Consider the following 16,878-nt stretch of genomic DNA (forward strand, 5'->3'; position numbering starts at 1 on the left):
GGGCGTACGGTCGATGCTCTATCGCGGTGGATCCGAAATCCACCGTCTGTGCCGCCACAGCAGACATGTCGAACGGCCTCGAGAGCATCACCCGGACGTAACCGAAGCAGGCTCAGCCACCCGAAGGCGAGCCGCAGGGGAAACGTGTCCGAAATCGCTCTCGAAGCGCGCAATCTATACAAGGTTTTCGGTAAGAACCCGAACACCGCCGTCCGTCGCCTGAAGGCTGGTGAGAGCCGAGCCGCCGTGACCGACGCCGGCACTGCAGCGGTCATCGACGCCAGCTTCACCGTGAACCGCGGGGAGATCTTCGTCATCATGGGCCTGTCCGGATCGGGCAAGTCCACCATCATCCGCATGCTCAACGGCCTGCATGATGTGACCGACGGCTCCGTCACGGTGAACGGCGACCCGATCACCGGAATCCCGGCCTCGAAGCTTCGCGAGATCCGTCGCGACCGCATCTCGATGGTCTTCCAGCACTTCGCCCTGCTGCCGCACCGCACGGTCGCGGCGAACGTCGCCTACCCTCTCGAGCTCAAGGGCACGCCCAAGGCCGAGCGCTTGGCCAAGGCGGAGGAGATCCTCGCCCTGGTGGGTCTCGAGGGTCAGGGCGACAAGCTTCCCTCCGAGCTGTCCGGCGGCATGCAGCAGCGCGTCGGCATCGCCCGCGCGCTCTCCGCCGACAGCGACATCCTGTTGATGGATGAGGCGTTCAGCGCGCTCGACCCGCTGATCCGCCGCGAGATGCAGGAGCAGTTGCTCGAACTGCAGCAGAAACTCCAGAAGACGATCGTGTTCATCACGCACGACCTGAACGAGGCCATGTTCCTCGGGGACCGGATCGCCGTGATGCGCGACGGTCGCATCGTGCAGATCGGTACGCCCGAGGACATCCTGATGGACCCGGCGAACGACTACGTCGAGCAGTTCGTGCAGGACGTGGACCGTGCCCGCGTTCTCACCGCGGCCAACGTGATGGAGCGTCCGCGCCCCGTCGTGCCGCACACCGCTGGCCCCCGCACGGCCCTGCGCCAGATGCGCGATGCCTACATGTCAGCGACCTATGTGGTGGGTCGCGACCGGCAGCTGGTCGGCGTCGTGACAGACCGTGACGCGGTCAAGCTCGTCCGCCAGGGCGCGACCACCCTCGACTCCGTCGTCAAGCCGGTGCCGCAGAGCGTGCGTGAAGACGACGTGCTGATGAACCTGTTCGTGCCCGCCGTCGAGTCGCCGTTGCCGCTCGCCGTGACGGATGCCGAAGGTCGACTCGTCGGTGTGATCCCCCGCGTGACCCTGCTCGCGGCGCTGGGCCCTGGTCCGGGCGCGACCGAGGAGATCACCCTGCCGATGATGCCCATGCCGCAGGCCGAGATCGATGCGGTGCTCGATGACGGGTGGACCGCTGAACCGGCGGATGCCCCGACGACGGAGGAGGTGCGCTGATGGACGGATTCCGCATTCCCATCGGGACCTGGATCGAATCGGTCGTCGACTGGATCAAGGACAACCTCGACGGCCTGCTCGACGCGATCTCGTTCGTGATGAGGTTCCTCGTCGACGGGTTGACGACCATCCTCCTCACGCCGAGCTTCCCCGTCATCATCGTGATCGCCGCGCTCATCGCGTGGATCGTGCGGTCCTGGCAGCTCGCGCTCGGCACGATCGTGTCGTTCGGACTGATCGTCGGGATGGACCTCTGGGTTCCCGCGATGCAGACCCTCGCGCTCGTGCTCGTCGCGGCCGTGATCGCCGTGCTGATCGCCGTGCCGCTCGGCATCTGGTCGGCGCGCAACGCCACCGTGCGTGCGGTGCTCAAGCCCGTGCTGGACTTCATGCAGACCATGCCGGCATTCGTGTACCTGATCCCCGCGATCGTGTTCTTCGGCATCGGCGTGGTGCCCGGCCTCGTGGCCACCGTGATCTTCGCGCTGCCCCCGGGCGTGCGTCTGACCGAGCTCGGCATCCGCGGAGTCGACTCCGAGACCGTCGAGGCCGGACAGGCGTTCGGTGCGAAGCCGGGGCAGATCCTGCGCGGCATCCAGCTTCCGCTCGCGATGCCCACCATCATGGCCGGCGTCAACCAGGTCATCATGCTCGCCCTGTCGATGGCGGTCATCGCCGGAATGGCGGGCGCGGACGGACTCGGGAAGATGGTTGTCGAGGCGATCTCGACGATCAACATCCCGAAGGGCGTCGAGGCCGGTCTCGGCGTCGTGCTGATCGCGGTCTTCCTCGACCGCGTCACGGCGGCGCTGGGGGCACCCGGCGAGAACCGCTCCTCGCTGCTCAGCATGATCGAGCGGCTCCGCACGCCGAACGGCGGTGGGAGCGGAACAGCATCCGCCCCCGAGAAGGACGTCGACCGGAAGGATGCCGCGGATCAGGCGGAGCGCGAGACGGTCGCTCCTCGGCGCAGCGCTGTCGGCGGCGGCCCCCTCTGAGCACTATCCATAACTCCTACGGAACAACACCCATACGGAACTGAGAGAGAGAAATCACATGAAGAAGAAGATCCTTGCACTCACCGCAGTCGGCATCGCCGCATCGCTCACCCTCGCGGGTTGCAGCGGCGACGGTGCAGGCGGCACGGGCGGCGACAGCAACGCCGACGACAAGGGCACCATCACGCTGGGCTTCCTGCCCTCGTGGACCGACGGTCTGAGCACCGCATACCTGCTGCAGGACCAGCTCGAGAAGATCGGCTACACGGTCGAGATGAAGACGCTGACCGAAGCCGGACCGCTCTACACCGGACTCGCCCAGGGCGACGTCGACATGTACCCCTCGGCCTGGCCCGAGCTGACGCACGCCTCTTACATGGAGGAGTACGGCGACGACATCGAGGACATCGGCACGTACTACGACAACGCCAAGCTCACGATCGCGGTGCCGGAGTACTCCGAGCTGAACTCGATCGAGGACCTCAAGGGCAAGGGTGCCGAGTTCGACGGCAAGATCATCGGCATCGAGCCGGGTGCGGGCCTCACCGCCCAGACTGAGAAGATGATCCCCGAGTACGGCCTCGACGGCGAGTACCAGCTCGTCACCTCGTCGACCGCCGCGATGCTCACCGAGCTGAAGACCGCGACCGACAAGCAGGAAGACCTCGTCGTCACGCTGTGGCGTCCCTTCTGGGCCAACGACGCCTTCGGCATGAAGGACCTCGAAGACCCGATGGGTGCCATGGGCGAGGCCGAGGGCCTGCACTTCCTGGGTACCAAGGGCTTCGCCGAGGAGTTCCCCGAGGCTGCGGAGCTGATCGGGAAGATCAAGCTCGACGACGCCCAGTACGGCGCACTCGAAGACCTCGTGGTCAACGAGTACGGCGAGGGCAAGGAAGCCGACGCGGTCGACGCGTGGCTGAAGGAGTTCGGCGACGAGTTCGACTGGACCGTCACCAGCTGACCTGATCCGGGTCGCACACCCCCGTCAAGGGTTCGCTCCCGTCGCACTCTCTGTCGTCCCGGTCCGCCGGGCGGCAGGAGTGCGACGGGAGCTTCTGCGTTCGGGGCGGGAGTCAGTAGCCCAAGCGGGCCCGAACATCGTTGAGCAGCTGCGAGGAGCGCAATGCCGCGTCTGGCGCGACGGCAGAGATGCCCTGCACCAGCACGTCCGAGATCAGAATGGCCGAAAGGCTCTCAGACGTCAGTCCCGTCGGGGTGTGCGGTGCGGTCAGGATCGTATCGACGCGTGACGAGAGCCGGTCATGGAGTTCGTCGGTCACGAGGATGACGCCGGCGCCCATCAACTGCGCGTGATCCAGGAGCACGTCGATATCACGGGTCACCCGCCCAGGCGCGAAGATGACGAGGATGTCCTTCGCCCCGAGATTCATGACCTCATCGGCGAGGCGGAAGCCGTCCGTGCTGAGCCGCCGCGTGGTGAGGCCCGTACGCCGCAGGCGCAGTGCGAGATTCTCGGCGGCGATGCCGGAGGCGCCGAGGCCGTAGCAGTAGATGCTCTCGGCGCGCATGAGCAGCGTGATCGCCGCGGAGTACGCGTCGTCGTCGTTCGATGTGCGGGCGAGTTCGATGAGTGATGCGGCCTCGTCCCAGGTTTCCTGCTGGATGCGGGCGAGATCCTGCCCGATGTGCTCGATGCGCGTCTTGAGCCGTACCTCGGGGGAGACGCTGCTGGAGAAGGGCGCCGCGACCTCCTGTTTCAAGTGCGAGAGTCCCGAGTACCCGAGCTTCTGCAGGGTGCGGACGACCGAGGCGTTCGAGGTGCCGCTCTGGGTGCCGAGCTCGGCGGCGCTCGCGTAGAGGATGTGCTCGGCGGAGGTCGATGACAGGACGCGGCAGACGGCTCGTTCGGACTTCGAGAGGTCGTTCCATGTCCTGGCGATGCGCGCGCGGAGACCGGAGAGCGCGGGATTATCTGTATCACTTGTTACAAACGGTTCCATTGCTGTATCATTCTGTTCGAGAGGCGCATCATCCGTAACGGATGTTTCAATCATCCCGGGTGCATCGACTTTCCGCAACAGACTCAGCAGACAGGGAGGTCCCATGCCGGCCACGACGCCGATCCGCATGATCGAGATCAGTGGCGCACCTCGCGAACGTGGGCGCCTCTACGGTGAAGCCGCTGCGGACCTCATCGCAGGATCGCTGGAGTACTACAAGGAAGCGTTGACCCAGCAGACGGGCATGAGCTGGGCCGAGATCACGGCCTCCGTCTCGCAGTGGCTTCCGATCAGCGAGCAGATCGCCCCGCATCTGATCGAGGAGATGCGCGGGATCGCGGAGGGAGCGGGCGTCGCCTTCGCCGAGATCCTCACCTTGAACGTGCGTGGGGAGTTCGTCTACGACCACCAGGGCCCCGCGAAAGGTGTGACCGCGGCCGCGCGGGTCGACGACGATGAACGTGATGCGGTCGACGGGTGCACATCCTTCTTCCTCACCGGGGAGGGCAGCGGCACGGGGCACACCCTCGTCGGACAGAACTGGGATTGGCGCACGCGTACAGCGGGTACGACCCTCATCGTCCGCGTCGTGCAGGATCCGCTTCCCACGGTGATCATGCAGGTCGAGGCCGGTCAGGTGGGCCGCCACGGAGCCAACTCCGCGGGGATCTCGCTCAATGCCAATGGTCTCGGTGGAAGTTTCGGCAAGGCGGTCGGAGTGCCGCAGACCTTGATCCGTCGACTCGTCCTCGACCAGGGCGATATCGCGAGCGCACTCAGGACGCTCGTCAAGACGCGGCCCCATATCGCGAGCAACGCCCTGCTCGCCGACCGCAGCGGATTCGGCATCGATCTCGAGACCACGCCGAGCGGTGTGGATTGGATCTATCCCGAACGCGGTGTGATCGCCCACACCAACCACTTCCAAGCATCCGTGCCCCCGCAGCTCGCCGGGTCCTACCTTCCGGTATCCGCGGATTCGCTGCTCCGTCTGCCGCGTGTCGAGGCGGGACTCGCCAGGGTGGCGATGGCGGAGTCACCCGAGGAGAGCTACGCATTCGTCCGCGAGGCGATGTCGGATCACATCGGTTTCCCCGAAGGGGTCTGTACACATCCGCACCCTGACAGTCCTCCGGTGAAGCAGTGGTCGACGCTCCTCTCGAGCTGCGTCGATCTGACGACCGGCGAGTACCGCGTCGCGAACGGGTTCCCGTGCGAGACCGAGTACGAGGTGCTGCCTTGGAATCTCTACGACCCCACCCACTGACAGACTGAAACACGAGGAGATAGCGTTCAATGAAGAAGCAGCATCACCCCATCACGTTGATGATCGGCGCGATCACAGCGTCGGCGTTCGTCCTGGCCGGTTGCAGCTCGAGCTCGGACGACGACGGTGGCGGCGACACCGCGTTCGACGTCCCGTTCGGCGCGACGACACCTGCCGCTGCCGGCTCACTCGATACCGTGACCTGGATGCTCGGAGGAGAGCCGACGACGCTCGACGCCGACATCGACGCCACCACCGCCGACGACACGGTCCTCGCGAATGTCTGCGATCGGCTCATGCAGGTGCAACCTGACCTCACCCTCGGGCAGGGGCTGGCATCAGACGCGCAGTGGATCGATGACACCCATCTCGTCTTCACCATCAGGCAGGACGCGCTGTTCCATGACGGAAGCCCCGTGAGCACCGCCGACGTCTTGTGGAGCATGCAGCGACATTCCGCTGAGGGTGCTGCCGAATCCGACGAGTACCGGAACGTGGTCGCGATCGAACAGACCGGCGATGACCAGATCACCGTCACGACGTCGCAGCCGGACGCCATCCTCCTCCAGGCGATGGCGGGCGACGGTGGCATCGTCTGGAACCCGCGTGTGATCGAAGCCGAAGGGGAGGACTTCGGCAGCCCCGGTTCCGCTTCCGCCTGCAGTGGACCGTACGAGGTGACCTCGTGGGATGCGGGGTCGCAGCTCACCATCACCAAGTTCGCCGACTACTGGAACTCAGACGTCGACGCCCTCACGAACGAGATCGTCTTCCGCTGGGCCGATGAGACTGCGATCGCAAACTCGGTCACGACGGGCGAAGCCCAGGGGTCCTTCCTCGAGAACGCAGGTGCCGCGAGGAGCTTCATCGAGAGCGCAGACGTCTCCGTCTATCAAGGGCCCTCGACGAACGCCTGGGTGCTCGAGACGACAGATCGTGGCGCGCTGACGGATGAGCGCGTCCGTCAGGCGCTCTCGCTCGCTCTCGATCGCACCGGGGTGGCCGCTGCCGCATTCGGCGGTCTCGCCCAGCCGTGGAAGACGCCGGTCGGATCGGGGGCCTGGGGATACCAGGTCGATACCTTCGAGCAGGCGTACGACGCACTCGAAGGAGCGCCCGCGAAGCCGAGCGATGCCGACCTCGCCGCCGCCGAAGACCTGATCTCCGAGGCAGGCGTCCCGTCCGCCCCGATCGTCGTCGCGTCCAACGGGTCGTCGACGCACAACGTCATCGCGAACGCGCTCGTGTCCGCCGCGCAGTCCATCGGGCTGGAGGCGGAGATCACGGTGATCCCCCAGGTGCAGTACGGCGACTTCTACTCCGACCCCGAATTGCGGGGTCAGGCGGACTTGTGGCCCGATGAGTACTACATCTCGAAGAACGACCCGCTCGGCTTCTACAAGAACGGCGCATCCGATGCGAGCGTGAACTTCGGCGTCTTCGCCGACCCGGAATACGATGCGCTGGTCGATGAAGGCTACGCGGCGACGGACGACGTCGAGCGCGCCGCGATCACGATCGAGTTGCAGAAGCGCTGGGTGGAGCACGCCGTGTGGATCCCGGTCGTGGCGACGCCGTCGACGCTCATTATGTCGAACGACGTCACCGGCGTACCGGCCTCTGCGGCCTTCATCTACTACCCGTGGGCCGTCGACCTCGGCAGCACGAAGGGGTAGTCGTGGTGGCGCTCGCGTTCCGCAAGCTCGCCGGCATGGTCTTCACGCTGGTGATCGCCTCCTTCATCATCTTCGCTGCGATGTACGCCGCGCCGGGTGATCCGGTCACGTTCCTCATCGGCAACCCTGAGAACCTGACCCCGGAGCGGATCGCGAGCGTCCGGGCCCAGTACCACCTCGACGAGCCGATGCTCGTTCAGTACGGGCACTGGGCCGCGGGAGTCCTCACCGGCGACTTCGGCCAGTCTTTCCAGTACCACCAGCCGGTGAGTGCTCTTCTCGCCGCGAGGGTGCCCATCACCCTGTCGCTCGTCGCATACGCAGCCATCCTGCTCACAGTGGTCGGCATCGGTCTCGGTGTCATGGCCGCCGTGCGCCGGGGGAAGGCGGTCGATACCGCTATCACCGGAGCGACGACCCTCGCCGCGAGCATCCCCTCCTTCGTGTTGGGCATTGCCTTCGTCGCGCTCTTCGCCGTGGAGCTGCGGTGGTTCCCGGTCGCCGGCGCAGGTACGGCGGGATTCGATCGCGTGTATGCGCTCACTCTTCCTGCGCTTACCCTCGCCGTCACCGCGCTCGCGATCGTGAGTCGTGTCACGCGCCAATCGATGATCGAGCAGTTCTCTTCCGAGCATGTCGAGGCTGCCCGCGCTTCGGGGCTGCGCGAGCGGTATGTCGTACGTGATCACGTCTTGCGCGCAGCCTGGGGGCCGATCATCACCATGATCGCGCTCGTCATCGCGAGCATGATCGCTGGAACGGTCGCAGTCGAGACGGTGTTCGGGATATCCGGCGTCGGTTCGCTTCTCGTCGATGCGATCAACACGCATGACTTCCCGGTGGTGCAAGCGGTGCTCCTCTTCATGGTCGTCGCCTACATGATCGTCACGACGATCGTCGACCTGCTCCTGCCCGTGCTCGACCCCCGAATCGGACGAAGGGCGGTGTCCGCATGACCTCGATCCTGCTCCCGCGGGTTCGCAGACGCCGGCGGTCCGGATCCGACCTCGGGTTCTGGATCTCCTGCGGCTTCCTCGCCCTCATCGCCGTCGCGGCCGCCTTCGCCCCCCTCCTCGCCCCCTACGAGGCCGACAGTGTCGACTTCGCGGCGATCTGGGAAGGTCCGAGCGCACAGCACCTGCTCGGCACGGACCAACTCGGACGCGACCTCTTCTCCCGGTTGCTCATCGGTGCAGGAGAGACGCTGGTGGGCCCGGTGGTGCTGCTCGTGCTCGCCACGATCCTCGGTGTGGCGATCGGCGTGCTGGCGGCGTGGCGAGGGGGGTGGATCGATACCGTCCTGGCCCGCGTGACCGACGTGATGTTCGCGTTCCCCGGCCTGCTCTTCGTCGTGCTCGTCATCGCCGTGTTCGGCAAGGGTCCCGCAACAGCGATCGTTGCACTCGCGCTCGCCTATGCACCGGTGATCGCGAAGTACACGCGCAGCCTTGCGTTGAGCGAGATGACGCGTCCCTACATCGACGCCTACCGGGTTCAGGGGCTCGGCGGCTTGACGATCTGCCTGCGCGGAGTCATCCCGAACCTGCTTCCTCCGCTCGTCGGATACCTGGTCGTGCTCTTCGGGGAAGCTCTCATGAGCCTTGCGACGTTGAGTTTCCTCGGGTTCGGCGCGCAGCCTCCGAGTTCCGAATGGGGCCTGATGGTGCAGGAGGGGCAACCCGGCATCATCCAGGGAGAGTTCCTCCCGACGCTGGTGCCCGGTGCTGCCATCGCCCTCGTCGTCATCGCGGTGAACGTCGCCGGGGTGCGTGTGGCCGACCGACTTCTTGCGAAGGGATGAGTGATGCTCCTCGAAATTCAGGACCTTGATCTCGCCTTCGGGCACGGTGAAGACGCTGTGAAGATCCTCACCGGCATCACCCTGAGTGTGGACCGCGGCGAACTCGTCGGGCTCGTGGGTGAGTCGGGCTCGGGCAAGTCGACGACGGTGCGCGCGGCCCTCGCCCTCTATGGCGAGGAAGCGACGATCGCGGGGAGTATCCGGATCGATGGAACACAGATGGTGGCCGCCGACGAAAGGACCCGACGACGGGTGCGCTCCGCATCCGTCTCGCTTGTGCAGCAGGACCCGCGTTCCGCACTCAACCCCGTGCGGCGCATCGGGGATTCGCTCTCCGAACGACTCGTCCGTGTCCACGGGTGGCAGCGAAGCCGTGCGGAGGCGCACCTCATCCAGCTCCTGGCCGCGGTGGGGCTGACTCACCCGGAGCGGCGCATGCGGCAGTTTCCGCACGAGCTCTCGGGCGGCATGCTTCAGCGCGTCGTCATCGCATCGGCGCTGAGCACCGATCCTGCGCTCCTTCTCGCCGACGAGGCGACGAGCGCGCTCGACGTGACGACGCAAGCCGAGATCGTCGCCATCTTCCAGCGGCAGATCCGTGAACGTGGTCTCGGGATGCTCTTCATCACCCACGACCTGGCACTCGCGGGCGCGATCTGCGATCGGATCCATGTCCTTCGGCAGGGTGAGATCGTGGAGACGCTGACGAAACCCGGGCTCTTCGCGGATGCAGTCAACCCGTACACACTCTCGCTGATCGAAGCTGCCCCCGTGCTCGACACGAAGGAGGCGTCATGAGTCTGGTGGAAGTCTCCGATCTGTACCGGGCGTTTCGGATGGGTCCGGGAACAGAGCGCGTCGTCGCTGTCAACAACGTGAGTTTCGCCATCGACGCAGGTGAGGCGCTCGGTCTCGTCGGTGAATCGGGCTCGGGCAAGTCGACGATCGCCCGGATTCTCGTCGGTCTGGAGCGCGCCGACGCGGGGTCAGCGGTGATCGACGGTGTCGATCGCCTCCGCAGGCCGCGCGGCAGGGCTGAGCGCCTGGCGAGAGCTCGCGCAGTGCAGATGGTGTTCCAGGACCCGAACGGGTCGTTGGATCGCCGACTGACCGTGCGGCAGACCCTGCGGCGGACTCTGAGGCTGCGAGAGGAGGCAGCGGGTCCGCATGCCGACCGTACGATCGCGGAGCTGCTGGATCGAGTGCGACTCACCGAACGGCATGCCGACGCGAAGCCCCACGAGCTTTCGGGCGGTCAGCGACAGCGCGTTGCGATCGCGCGGGCACTCGCGGTCTCTCCTCGTCTCGTCGTCCTCGACGAGGCCGTATCCGCACTCGATGTCTCCGTGCAGGCTCAAGTACTCGAACTCCTCGCCGAGATCCAGCGCGAGTCGAGGGTGAGCTACCTGTTCGTCAGTCACGATCTCGCCGTCGTCCGCGAACTCTGCTCCCGGGTTCTCGTGCTCTTCCGTGGCACGGTCGTCGAACAGGGGGACACCGAGCGGGTTCTGACCCGTCCCGAGCACCCCTATTCGCAGCTCCTCATCGCTTCGACGCCCGGCCCGGGGTGGGATCCGGAGCGGGTCGTCCGCGACCGGATGACGTTCACGCAGCGCATGGAGGTCGTGGGCGGGGGCGAATCGGGCTAGTAGCCCTCATCGCACCGAGGTCTGCTCCGGCCGACGCCCACACGCAACTGGATGCCACCCGCAACTGGATGCCACCCGCAGATGAAGGAGATCTCTTGAGGGGAAGGAGCCAGCGGCTCTGAGGGTCCTTCGAATCAAGAGATCTCCTTCACCGGGGCCGGCGTCAAAGGACCGGCGTCAGGGGGCCGGCGTCAGAGGGGGAGCACGATCGACGCGGTCAAGCCACCGCCCTTGCGTGCACGCAGACGTACGTCGCCCGAGTGGGTCTTCGCGATGCTCTGCACGATAGCGAGGCCCAAGCCGGTGCCGTCTGGTCCGGTGGAGGTGCGACTCGCGTCACCGCGGTAGAAGGGCTCGGTGAGCAGCGCCAGCGTGGCTGATGCGATCGGAGCGCCGGTGTTCTCGACGTCGATCACCGCGCGCCCGCGCTCACGGCGGCAGCGCACCCACAGCTCTCCCCCGTGGACGTTGTGGCGGATACCGTTCTCGAGGAGATTGCGCACGGCGCGGGCGAGCAGCATCGGATCACCCTTGACCGTCAGCGCGCGGAGGTTCGTATGCACGACGATCCCTTGGGCGTCCAACTCCTCGACCTGATCCTCGATGAGTTCGCTGAGTTCGACCGGCTCAACCTCATCCAGGCCGGTGCGCGAGCGGGCGAGGGCGAGCAGCGCGGTGATGAGTCGTTCGCTCTGCTCGGTGGCCCGCAGGGCGCGCTGCATGTTGGCTTGGAGCTCCGCCGGCACGGCACCCTGCTCGAGGGGGATCTCCAGGGCAGTCCTGGTCGTGGTCAGCGGGGTGCGCAGTTCGTGGGAGGCGTTCGCCACGAATCGGTCCTGCGCGGTGAACGCCGACTGCAGCCGATCGAGCATCCCGTCGATCGTGTCGCCCAGCTCCTTGATCTCATCGTCGGGTCCAGGAAGGTCGAGCCGTCGCCCGAGGTCGCGTTCGGAGATGTCGCGGGTTGCGGCCGTGACCTCGCCGATGCGGTCGAGCGATCGACGAGCGAGCCAGAACGCGATCGCGGCGGCGACCCCGGTGAAGCCGACGAGCACCACGATCGACCACAGCAGCAGCCCGCCGCCGACCTCGTCCGCCAGGAAGGTGGATTGCTGGAGCACAGCACCCTCGACCGAATCGAGCGACGTCGTCTGCATCGGAGTGGTCACGGGGACGTCGGTGAGCATGGCGGTCTCCGCGAAGTACGCGCATCCGGTGCTGGTGGCCCCATAGATGGGTCCGCTGTCCTCGGCCGCGCTCGTCCCCTGCGAGAGCTGCGTGATCGAGAGTGCCGGCACGCAGCTCGCCGCGGTGGTGTCGATGGCGGAGGCGAAAAGCTGTTGCACCACCAGGTACTGCACCGTGAGCAGCGCGGCGCCCGCGGCGATGAAGACTCCGGCGATGATGATCACCAGCCGTGTGCGGAAGCTCATGCGTCTCATTCCGTTCCCACCCGATAGCCGTGTCCTGCCGCGGACTGGATGAGCGCCGGCGATCCGAGCTTGCGGCGCAGCGTGTGCACCACGATCTTGACCACGCCGCGGGTGCGTTCGAGCGGCTCGTCCCACACGTCGTCGAGCAGATCGTCGGCGCTGACGTATCCCCCCTCCGCGGCGAGCAGCGCCTCGAGCACCCCGAACTCCTTCAGCGTGAGACGGATCGGTGTCCCGTCGCGTTCCACGACGCGCCGCACGATGTCGAGGCGCACGCCTGCGAACTCCAGGACCGAGTTCGGGCGGCTGGACTGGGCACGGCGACCGAGGGCGCGGAGCCGAGCCAGGAGCTCCACGTAAGCGAACGGCTTGGCGAGATAGTCGTCGGCACCGAGGTCGAGACCCTCGACGCGGTCGTTGAGGGTTCCCGCCGCGGTGAGCATGAGGATGCGGGCGGGATACTCCTGCGCGATGAGCGTGCGGCACACGGCATCGCCGCTCAGCACGGGCAGGTCGCGGTCGAGGACGATCACGTCCACATCGCTCCCCGCGGCGGCGGTCAGGGCGCTCGCGCCGTCGCGTGCGACATCGACCAGGTATCCCTCCCGGCGCAGGCCATCGGCGAGCGTGTCGGCCAGATCGACCTCGTCTTCCACCAGCAGCAATCGCATCGCGCCTCCCTCCTCCGAGGGTGCGCTCTCCGCGGTTAGTTTCCGGTTAGGTGCCGTCATACCGACAGCAAACCATCGCCTCCGTAGAACTGACTGCACGTCGTGGATGAGCTGCGACCGCGAGAAAGGGAATGTCATGTTCGATTCGAAAGCACACCGTTCCATGGTGGTGATGCCCGCTGTCATCGCGCTCTTCGCGCTCTCTGCATGCAGCGCCCCGTCCGGGGACGACAAGGCGAAGGACGGCGCCAACGATGCGGCCGCTGCCCGTTTCGTGACCTGCCTCACCGATGAGGGCCAGACGGCGAAGATCGTCGACGGTGGCCAGGTCGGCCTGCTGATGCCGGACGCTCCCGGCGACGGCGGGCTGGGCACGTTGAGCGACAGCACCGCGACGATGGGCGGCGGTGAGGAGATGGCGATGACGACGATCGTCGCGGATGAGGACGGCATGTGGCTCGCCGCGACAGCCGCCTCGGGATACCCGGAGGAGGGGCAGCGGGCCGCGTGGGAGAAGTGCGAGGAGGAGGTTCCCGAGTTCGCACAGCCCGAGCCCGACATGTCGGGGGCCGATGGCGCGCAGACGCAGATGATCTCGCCCGAGCAGATCATCGAGTCCGGACTCGCGTTCGCCGCGTGCGCCAGGGACAACGGCTTCGCTGCCTTCGCGGATCCCGACGCCGACGGCATGCTCGAAATGCCGGTCGGGATCACGGAAGACGAGGCGCGCACCCTCCTCGAGGCGTGCGCGGAGAAGACCGGCGAGATGCCGCCGATGTTCACGCCCGAGAGCATCGAATCCGTCGACTTCGACTGGTTCGCCCTGATGAACGAGTACTTCGAAGGCGGCTTCATGGCGGCGACCACGCTGCCGTCCGGAGGCGAGGAATGAGCCGGCGGCTGACGAAGGTGCTCGTGCCCGTGGGGGCGTTGCTCGTGGCTGCCGCGGTGACCCTGGCGGTGCTGCAGCCGTGGAGCTCCGTGGCCGAGACGCCGAAGGACGACGACAAGCCGGTGACGACCAAGGCCGAGCTCACCACGCTGACTTCCGACCTCAGACTCAACGGCAGCCTGAGCTACGGCGCCTCCACCGCTCTGCCCGGTCGCGGGGGCACCATCACGCGGCTCCCGGCGGCGGGCGACGTGATCGAAGCGGGTCAGTCGATCTACGAGGTCGACGGCAAGCCGGTGATCGCGATGCGCGGTGACCGTCCGTTCTGGCGCGATCTCGGCGTCGGCGTCGAGAACGGACCCGACGTGCGACAGCTCGAGCAGGCGCTCGCCGACCTCGGCTTCGGCAAGGACATGACCGTGGACGACGAGTTCACGCGGGTCACCGAAGCCAACGTCAAGGCGTGGCAGAAGTCGCTCGGCGTGACCAAGGACGGCGTCGTGAAGCTGGGTGATGTCGTCGCGATCACCGCCGCCTCGGTGCGCGTCGACTCCGTGACGGGAAAGCTCGGTGATCCTGCAGCGACCAGCCCGCTCACGTATACGAGCACGACCCTGCGTGTGGTGGCCACGCTCACCGAAGCCCAGGCGCGCGAGATCCTGCCGGCGACGCCGGTGACCGTGATCCTTCCGGACGGCACCGAGGTCCCCGCGACGGTGGCCGCCGTCGATCCTGGCGGCCAACCGACCGGCAAAGAGGGCGAGACCACCCCGGCCACCGCGAACATCGAATTCGAGGATCCCGCCGTCGCGGAGGGCATCGGTCTTCGCGCCGTCAAGGTCGTGTTCGCGACCTCCGAGGTGAAGGACGCACTCGTCGTTCCCGTCACCGCGCTCGTGGCGACGACCGACGGCGGCTACGCGGTCGACGTGCTGCGCAAGGGCGGCAAGGTCGAACGTGTCTCGGTGGAGGTCGGACTGATCGCCGACACCCGGGTGCAGGTGGTCGGCGGGGATCTCGCCGCCGGTGATGCCGTGGTGGTGGCGCAATGACGCCCGATACCGTCGTCGAACTCGTCGAGGTGATCAAGGAGTACCCCGGCAACCCCCCGCTGCGCGTGCTGCACGGCATGAGCCTCGCGATCGAGAGCGGCGAGCTGGTGGCCGTCGTCGGCGCATCCGGATCGGGGAAGAGCACGATGCTCTCGATCATGGGAACGCTCGACGACCCCACCAGTGGCACCGTGCTGATCGACGGGACGGATGTCGCGTGGCTCGCCGAGCACGAGCGTGCAGCTCTGCGCGCTCACCGCATCGGTTTCGTGTTCCAGCAGTTCTTCCTGCTGCCCGCGCTGAGCGCGGTCGACAACGTCGCGCTCGGGCTCCTGTACTCGGGGGTGCCCTCGGCGGAGCGCACGGTGCGGGCCGCGGCTGCGCTCGAGCGGGTCGGCCTCGGTGCGCGCATGAGGCACCGACCCGGTCAGCTGTCCGGAGGAGAACAGCAGCGCGTGGCGATCGCCCGCGCGATCGTCGGGGAGCCGTCGGTGCTGTTCGCCGACGAGCCGACCGGCGCGCTCGACTCGAGCACGGGCGAGCACATCCTCGAACTGCTCACATCGATCGCAGACTCCGGCACAGCGGTCGTGATCATCACGCACGACCCGCACATCGCCGAGCGCACGCAACGACAGGTCAGAATCAACGACGGGCGGATCATGAGCGATACCGGTAGGCGGGAACAGGAAGAGGTCGCGGCATGAGGCGCACGGGAGAGCGGATGTCCCGGCTCAGCGTCGCGGACAGCATCCGCACGGCTCTCATCGGTCCTCGCAGTCGCAAGATGCGCACGGCGTTGTCGGCGCTCGGGGTCGCTGTCGGTATCGCGGCGCTGACCGCCATCACCGGTATCGCCGCCTCGAACCAGGCGGAGCTGTTGGCCAAGCTCGACGCGCTCGGCGCCAACATGATCGTGGTGCAGCCGGGGTACGGGCCCGACAACAAGCCGGTGGCGCTTCCCGAGACCGCGGCCGGGATGATCGAGCGGGTGAGCGGCGTCGAGCAGGTCGGGGTTCTCGAGAAGGTGCCGGACGGCATCGGTGTGTACCGCAACGACCTCATCCCGAAGAGCCAGGGCAACGGATTGGCCGCGTATGCCGCGGGTCCCGACTTCCTGTCGTCGGTGGAGGGATCGGTGGCGAAGGGGTCGTGGTTCGACGAGACCGACCGCTCGCTGCCGGTGACCGTGCTCGGATCGGCGGCAGCCGCACGCATGGGCATCACGGAGCCGGGCGTGCGGGTGTGGATCGGGGAGCAGTGGTACACGGTGATCGGGATACTCGATTCGGCCGGCCTCGCCGAGTCGATCGATGCGAGCGCATTCCTCGGCGACCATTGGGCGGCGGAGCATGTGTCGGCGGAGGGTGACGACACCATCGCGTCGATCTATGTGCGCATGGCCGACGGCGGTACGGGCGAGAAGGTCCGCGAGGCGATCGGTCGCGCCGCGAACCCGTCCTCCCCGTATGTGCAGGTGACCGGACTCGGCGAGCTCGCCGGGGCGCGGGACACCGCGGATGATTCGCTGTCCGGCCTCGCGGTCGGTCTCGCGGCGATCGCTCTGCTGGTCGGAGGGATCGGCATCGCGAACACCATGGTGGTGGCGGTGCTGGAGCGGCGCGGCGAGATCGGACTCCGGCGGGCGCTCGGCGCTCGTTCGGGGCAGATCGCGGGTCAGTTCGTGGCGGAGGCGATCGTGCTCGGCGGCCTGGGGGGCATCGCCGGGGCGGTGTGCGGGGCGCTCGGGGTCTTCGCCTACGCCACGATCCAGGGCCAGGCGGTGACGATCCCCGTGGTCGTGCTGGTCGGTGGTCCGGTCGTGGCGCTGGTAGTCGGCGTGATCGCGGGGCTGTACCCCGCGATCAGTGCCGCGCGACTGTCGCCCACCACGGCGCTGCGCACGGTCTGAGCACGCCGAGGCCCGCTCCGGACGACGCCCACCCGCAGATGAAGGAGATCTCTTGATCTGAAGGACTCAGGGGTTCTGAGGGGCCTTCGAATCAAGAGATCTCCTTCATCTGGTGTG

Annotated in this window: 16 protein-coding genes; 13 read left to right on the top strand and 3 right to left on the bottom strand. The window is 67.0% G+C overall.

Features of this window, described 5'->3' with window-relative positions; translation table 11 throughout:
* Nucleotides 1-144 precede the first annotated feature (144 nt).
* The 3 genes from LRQ07_RS00630 to LRQ07_RS00640 are packed head-to-tail and all read left to right on the top strand — an operon-like array spanning nucleotide 145 to nucleotide 3,408.
* The gene (locus LRQ07_RS00630; protein WP_256535513.1) at nucleotides 145-1,446 is read left to right on the top strand and encodes a quaternary amine ABC transporter ATP-binding protein; all 1,302 of its coding nucleotides are present in this window, start codon (nucleotides 145-147) and stop codon (nucleotides 1,444-1,446) included.
* Nucleotides 1,446-2,444 (top strand): ABC transporter permease, encoded by a 999-nt coding sequence (locus LRQ07_RS00635; protein WP_256535514.1) that lies wholly within the window; start codon nucleotides 1,446-1,448, stop codon nucleotides 2,442-2,444. Before LRQ07_RS00630 ends, LRQ07_RS00635 begins: the two co-directional genes overlap by 1 nt.
* Nucleotides 2,445-2,502: 58 nt before the next feature.
* Nucleotides 2,503-3,408 carry a glycine betaine ABC transporter substrate-binding protein gene (locus LRQ07_RS00640; RefSeq protein ID WP_256535515.1) on the top strand — a complete coding sequence of 302 codons (906 nt, stop codon included), beginning with the start codon at nucleotides 2,503-2,505 and terminating at the stop codon, nucleotides 3,406-3,408.
* 112 nt (nucleotides 3,409-3,520) lie between these two features.
* Here LRQ07_RS00640 and LRQ07_RS00645 read toward each other — a convergent pair whose 3' ends face one another.
* Nucleotides 3,521-4,408, bottom strand: coding sequence for a MurR/RpiR family transcriptional regulator (locus LRQ07_RS00645; protein WP_153244674.1), 888 nt, complete (start codon nucleotides 4,406-4,408; stop codon nucleotides 3,521-3,523).
* A 103-nt stretch (nucleotides 4,409-4,511) separates the two neighbouring features.
* Between LRQ07_RS00645 and LRQ07_RS00650 the strand changes: the two genes are divergently transcribed.
* The 6 genes from LRQ07_RS00650 to LRQ07_RS00675 are packed head-to-tail and all read left to right on the top strand — an operon-like array spanning nucleotide 4,512 to nucleotide 10,801.
* Entirely contained in the window at nucleotides 4,512-5,675 is a 1,164-nt protein-coding gene (locus tag LRQ07_RS00650; protein WP_256535516.1) for a C45 family autoproteolytic acyltransferase/hydolase, read from the top strand.
* A 29-nt stretch (nucleotides 5,676-5,704) separates the two neighbouring features.
* Entirely contained in the window at nucleotides 5,705-7,351 is a 1,647-nt protein-coding gene (locus LRQ07_RS00655; protein WP_256535517.1) for an ABC transporter substrate-binding protein, read from the top strand.
* A gap of 2 nt (nucleotides 7,352-7,353) precedes the next feature.
* Nucleotides 7,354-8,307, top strand: a complete 954-nt coding sequence (locus LRQ07_RS00660) for an ABC transporter permease (RefSeq protein WP_256535518.1) — start codon at nucleotides 7,354-7,356, stop codon at nucleotides 8,305-8,307.
* Entirely contained in the window at nucleotides 8,304-9,152 is an 849-nt protein-coding gene (locus LRQ07_RS00665; RefSeq protein ID WP_232762952.1) for an ABC transporter permease, read from the top strand. The genes LRQ07_RS00660 and LRQ07_RS00665 overlap by 4 nt, the downstream gene beginning before the upstream one ends.
* Nucleotides 9,153-9,155: 3 nt before the next feature.
* On the top strand, nucleotides 9,156-9,950 hold the full coding sequence (locus LRQ07_RS00670) for an ABC transporter ATP-binding protein (protein WP_256535519.1): 795 nt from the start codon (nucleotides 9,156-9,158) through the stop codon (nucleotides 9,948-9,950).
* Nucleotides 9,947-10,801: an ABC transporter ATP-binding protein gene (locus LRQ07_RS00675; RefSeq protein WP_232762950.1), complete on the top strand. Its 855-nt coding sequence runs from the start codon at nucleotides 9,947-9,949 to the stop codon at nucleotides 10,799-10,801. The genes LRQ07_RS00670 and LRQ07_RS00675 overlap by 4 nt, the downstream gene beginning before the upstream one ends.
* A gap of 191 nt (nucleotides 10,802-10,992) precedes the next feature.
* Here LRQ07_RS00675 and LRQ07_RS00680 read toward each other — a convergent pair whose 3' ends face one another.
* Together LRQ07_RS00680 and LRQ07_RS00685 are read right to left on the bottom strand one after the other, a co-directional pair.
* Nucleotides 10,993-12,234 (bottom strand): sensor histidine kinase, encoded by a 1,242-nt coding sequence (locus LRQ07_RS00680; protein WP_256535520.1) that lies wholly within the window; start codon nucleotides 12,232-12,234, stop codon nucleotides 10,993-10,995.
* 5 nt (nucleotides 12,235-12,239) lie between these two features.
* Entirely contained in the window at nucleotides 12,240-12,905 is a 666-nt protein-coding gene (locus LRQ07_RS00685; RefSeq protein WP_256535521.1) for a response regulator transcription factor, read from the bottom strand.
* A gap of 172 nt (nucleotides 12,906-13,077) precedes the next feature.
* Here LRQ07_RS00685 and LRQ07_RS00690 point away from each other — a divergent pair, with 172 nt between their 5' ends.
* From LRQ07_RS00690 to LRQ07_RS00705, 4 genes are read left to right on the top strand one after another with little or no spacing between them, the layout of a single operon-like run.
* On the top strand, nucleotides 13,078-13,797 hold the full coding sequence (locus tag LRQ07_RS00690; protein ID WP_256535522.1) for a hypothetical protein: 720 nt from the start codon (nucleotides 13,078-13,080) through the stop codon (nucleotides 13,795-13,797).
* A complete protein-coding gene (locus tag LRQ07_RS00695) occupies nucleotides 13,794-14,849 on the top strand; it encodes an efflux RND transporter periplasmic adaptor subunit (protein ID WP_256535523.1) in 1,056 nt (351 codons plus the stop codon). The genes LRQ07_RS00690 and LRQ07_RS00695 overlap by 4 nt, the downstream gene beginning before the upstream one ends.
* Entirely contained in the window at nucleotides 14,846-15,556 is a 711-nt protein-coding gene (locus LRQ07_RS00700) for an ABC transporter ATP-binding protein (RefSeq protein WP_256535524.1), read from the top strand. Before LRQ07_RS00695 ends, LRQ07_RS00700 begins: the two co-directional genes overlap by 4 nt.
* On the top strand, nucleotides 15,553-16,761 hold the full coding sequence (locus LRQ07_RS00705) for an ABC transporter permease (RefSeq protein ID WP_256535525.1): 1,209 nt from the start codon (nucleotides 15,553-15,555) through the stop codon (nucleotides 16,759-16,761). The genes LRQ07_RS00700 and LRQ07_RS00705 overlap by 4 nt, the downstream gene beginning before the upstream one ends.
* Nucleotides 16,762-16,878: the final 117 nt, after the last annotated feature.

This window comes from Microbacterium sp. J1-1 (assembly GCF_024498615.1).
GTDB lineage: Bacteria > Actinomycetota > Actinomycetes > Actinomycetales > Microbacteriaceae > Microbacterium > Microbacterium aurugineum.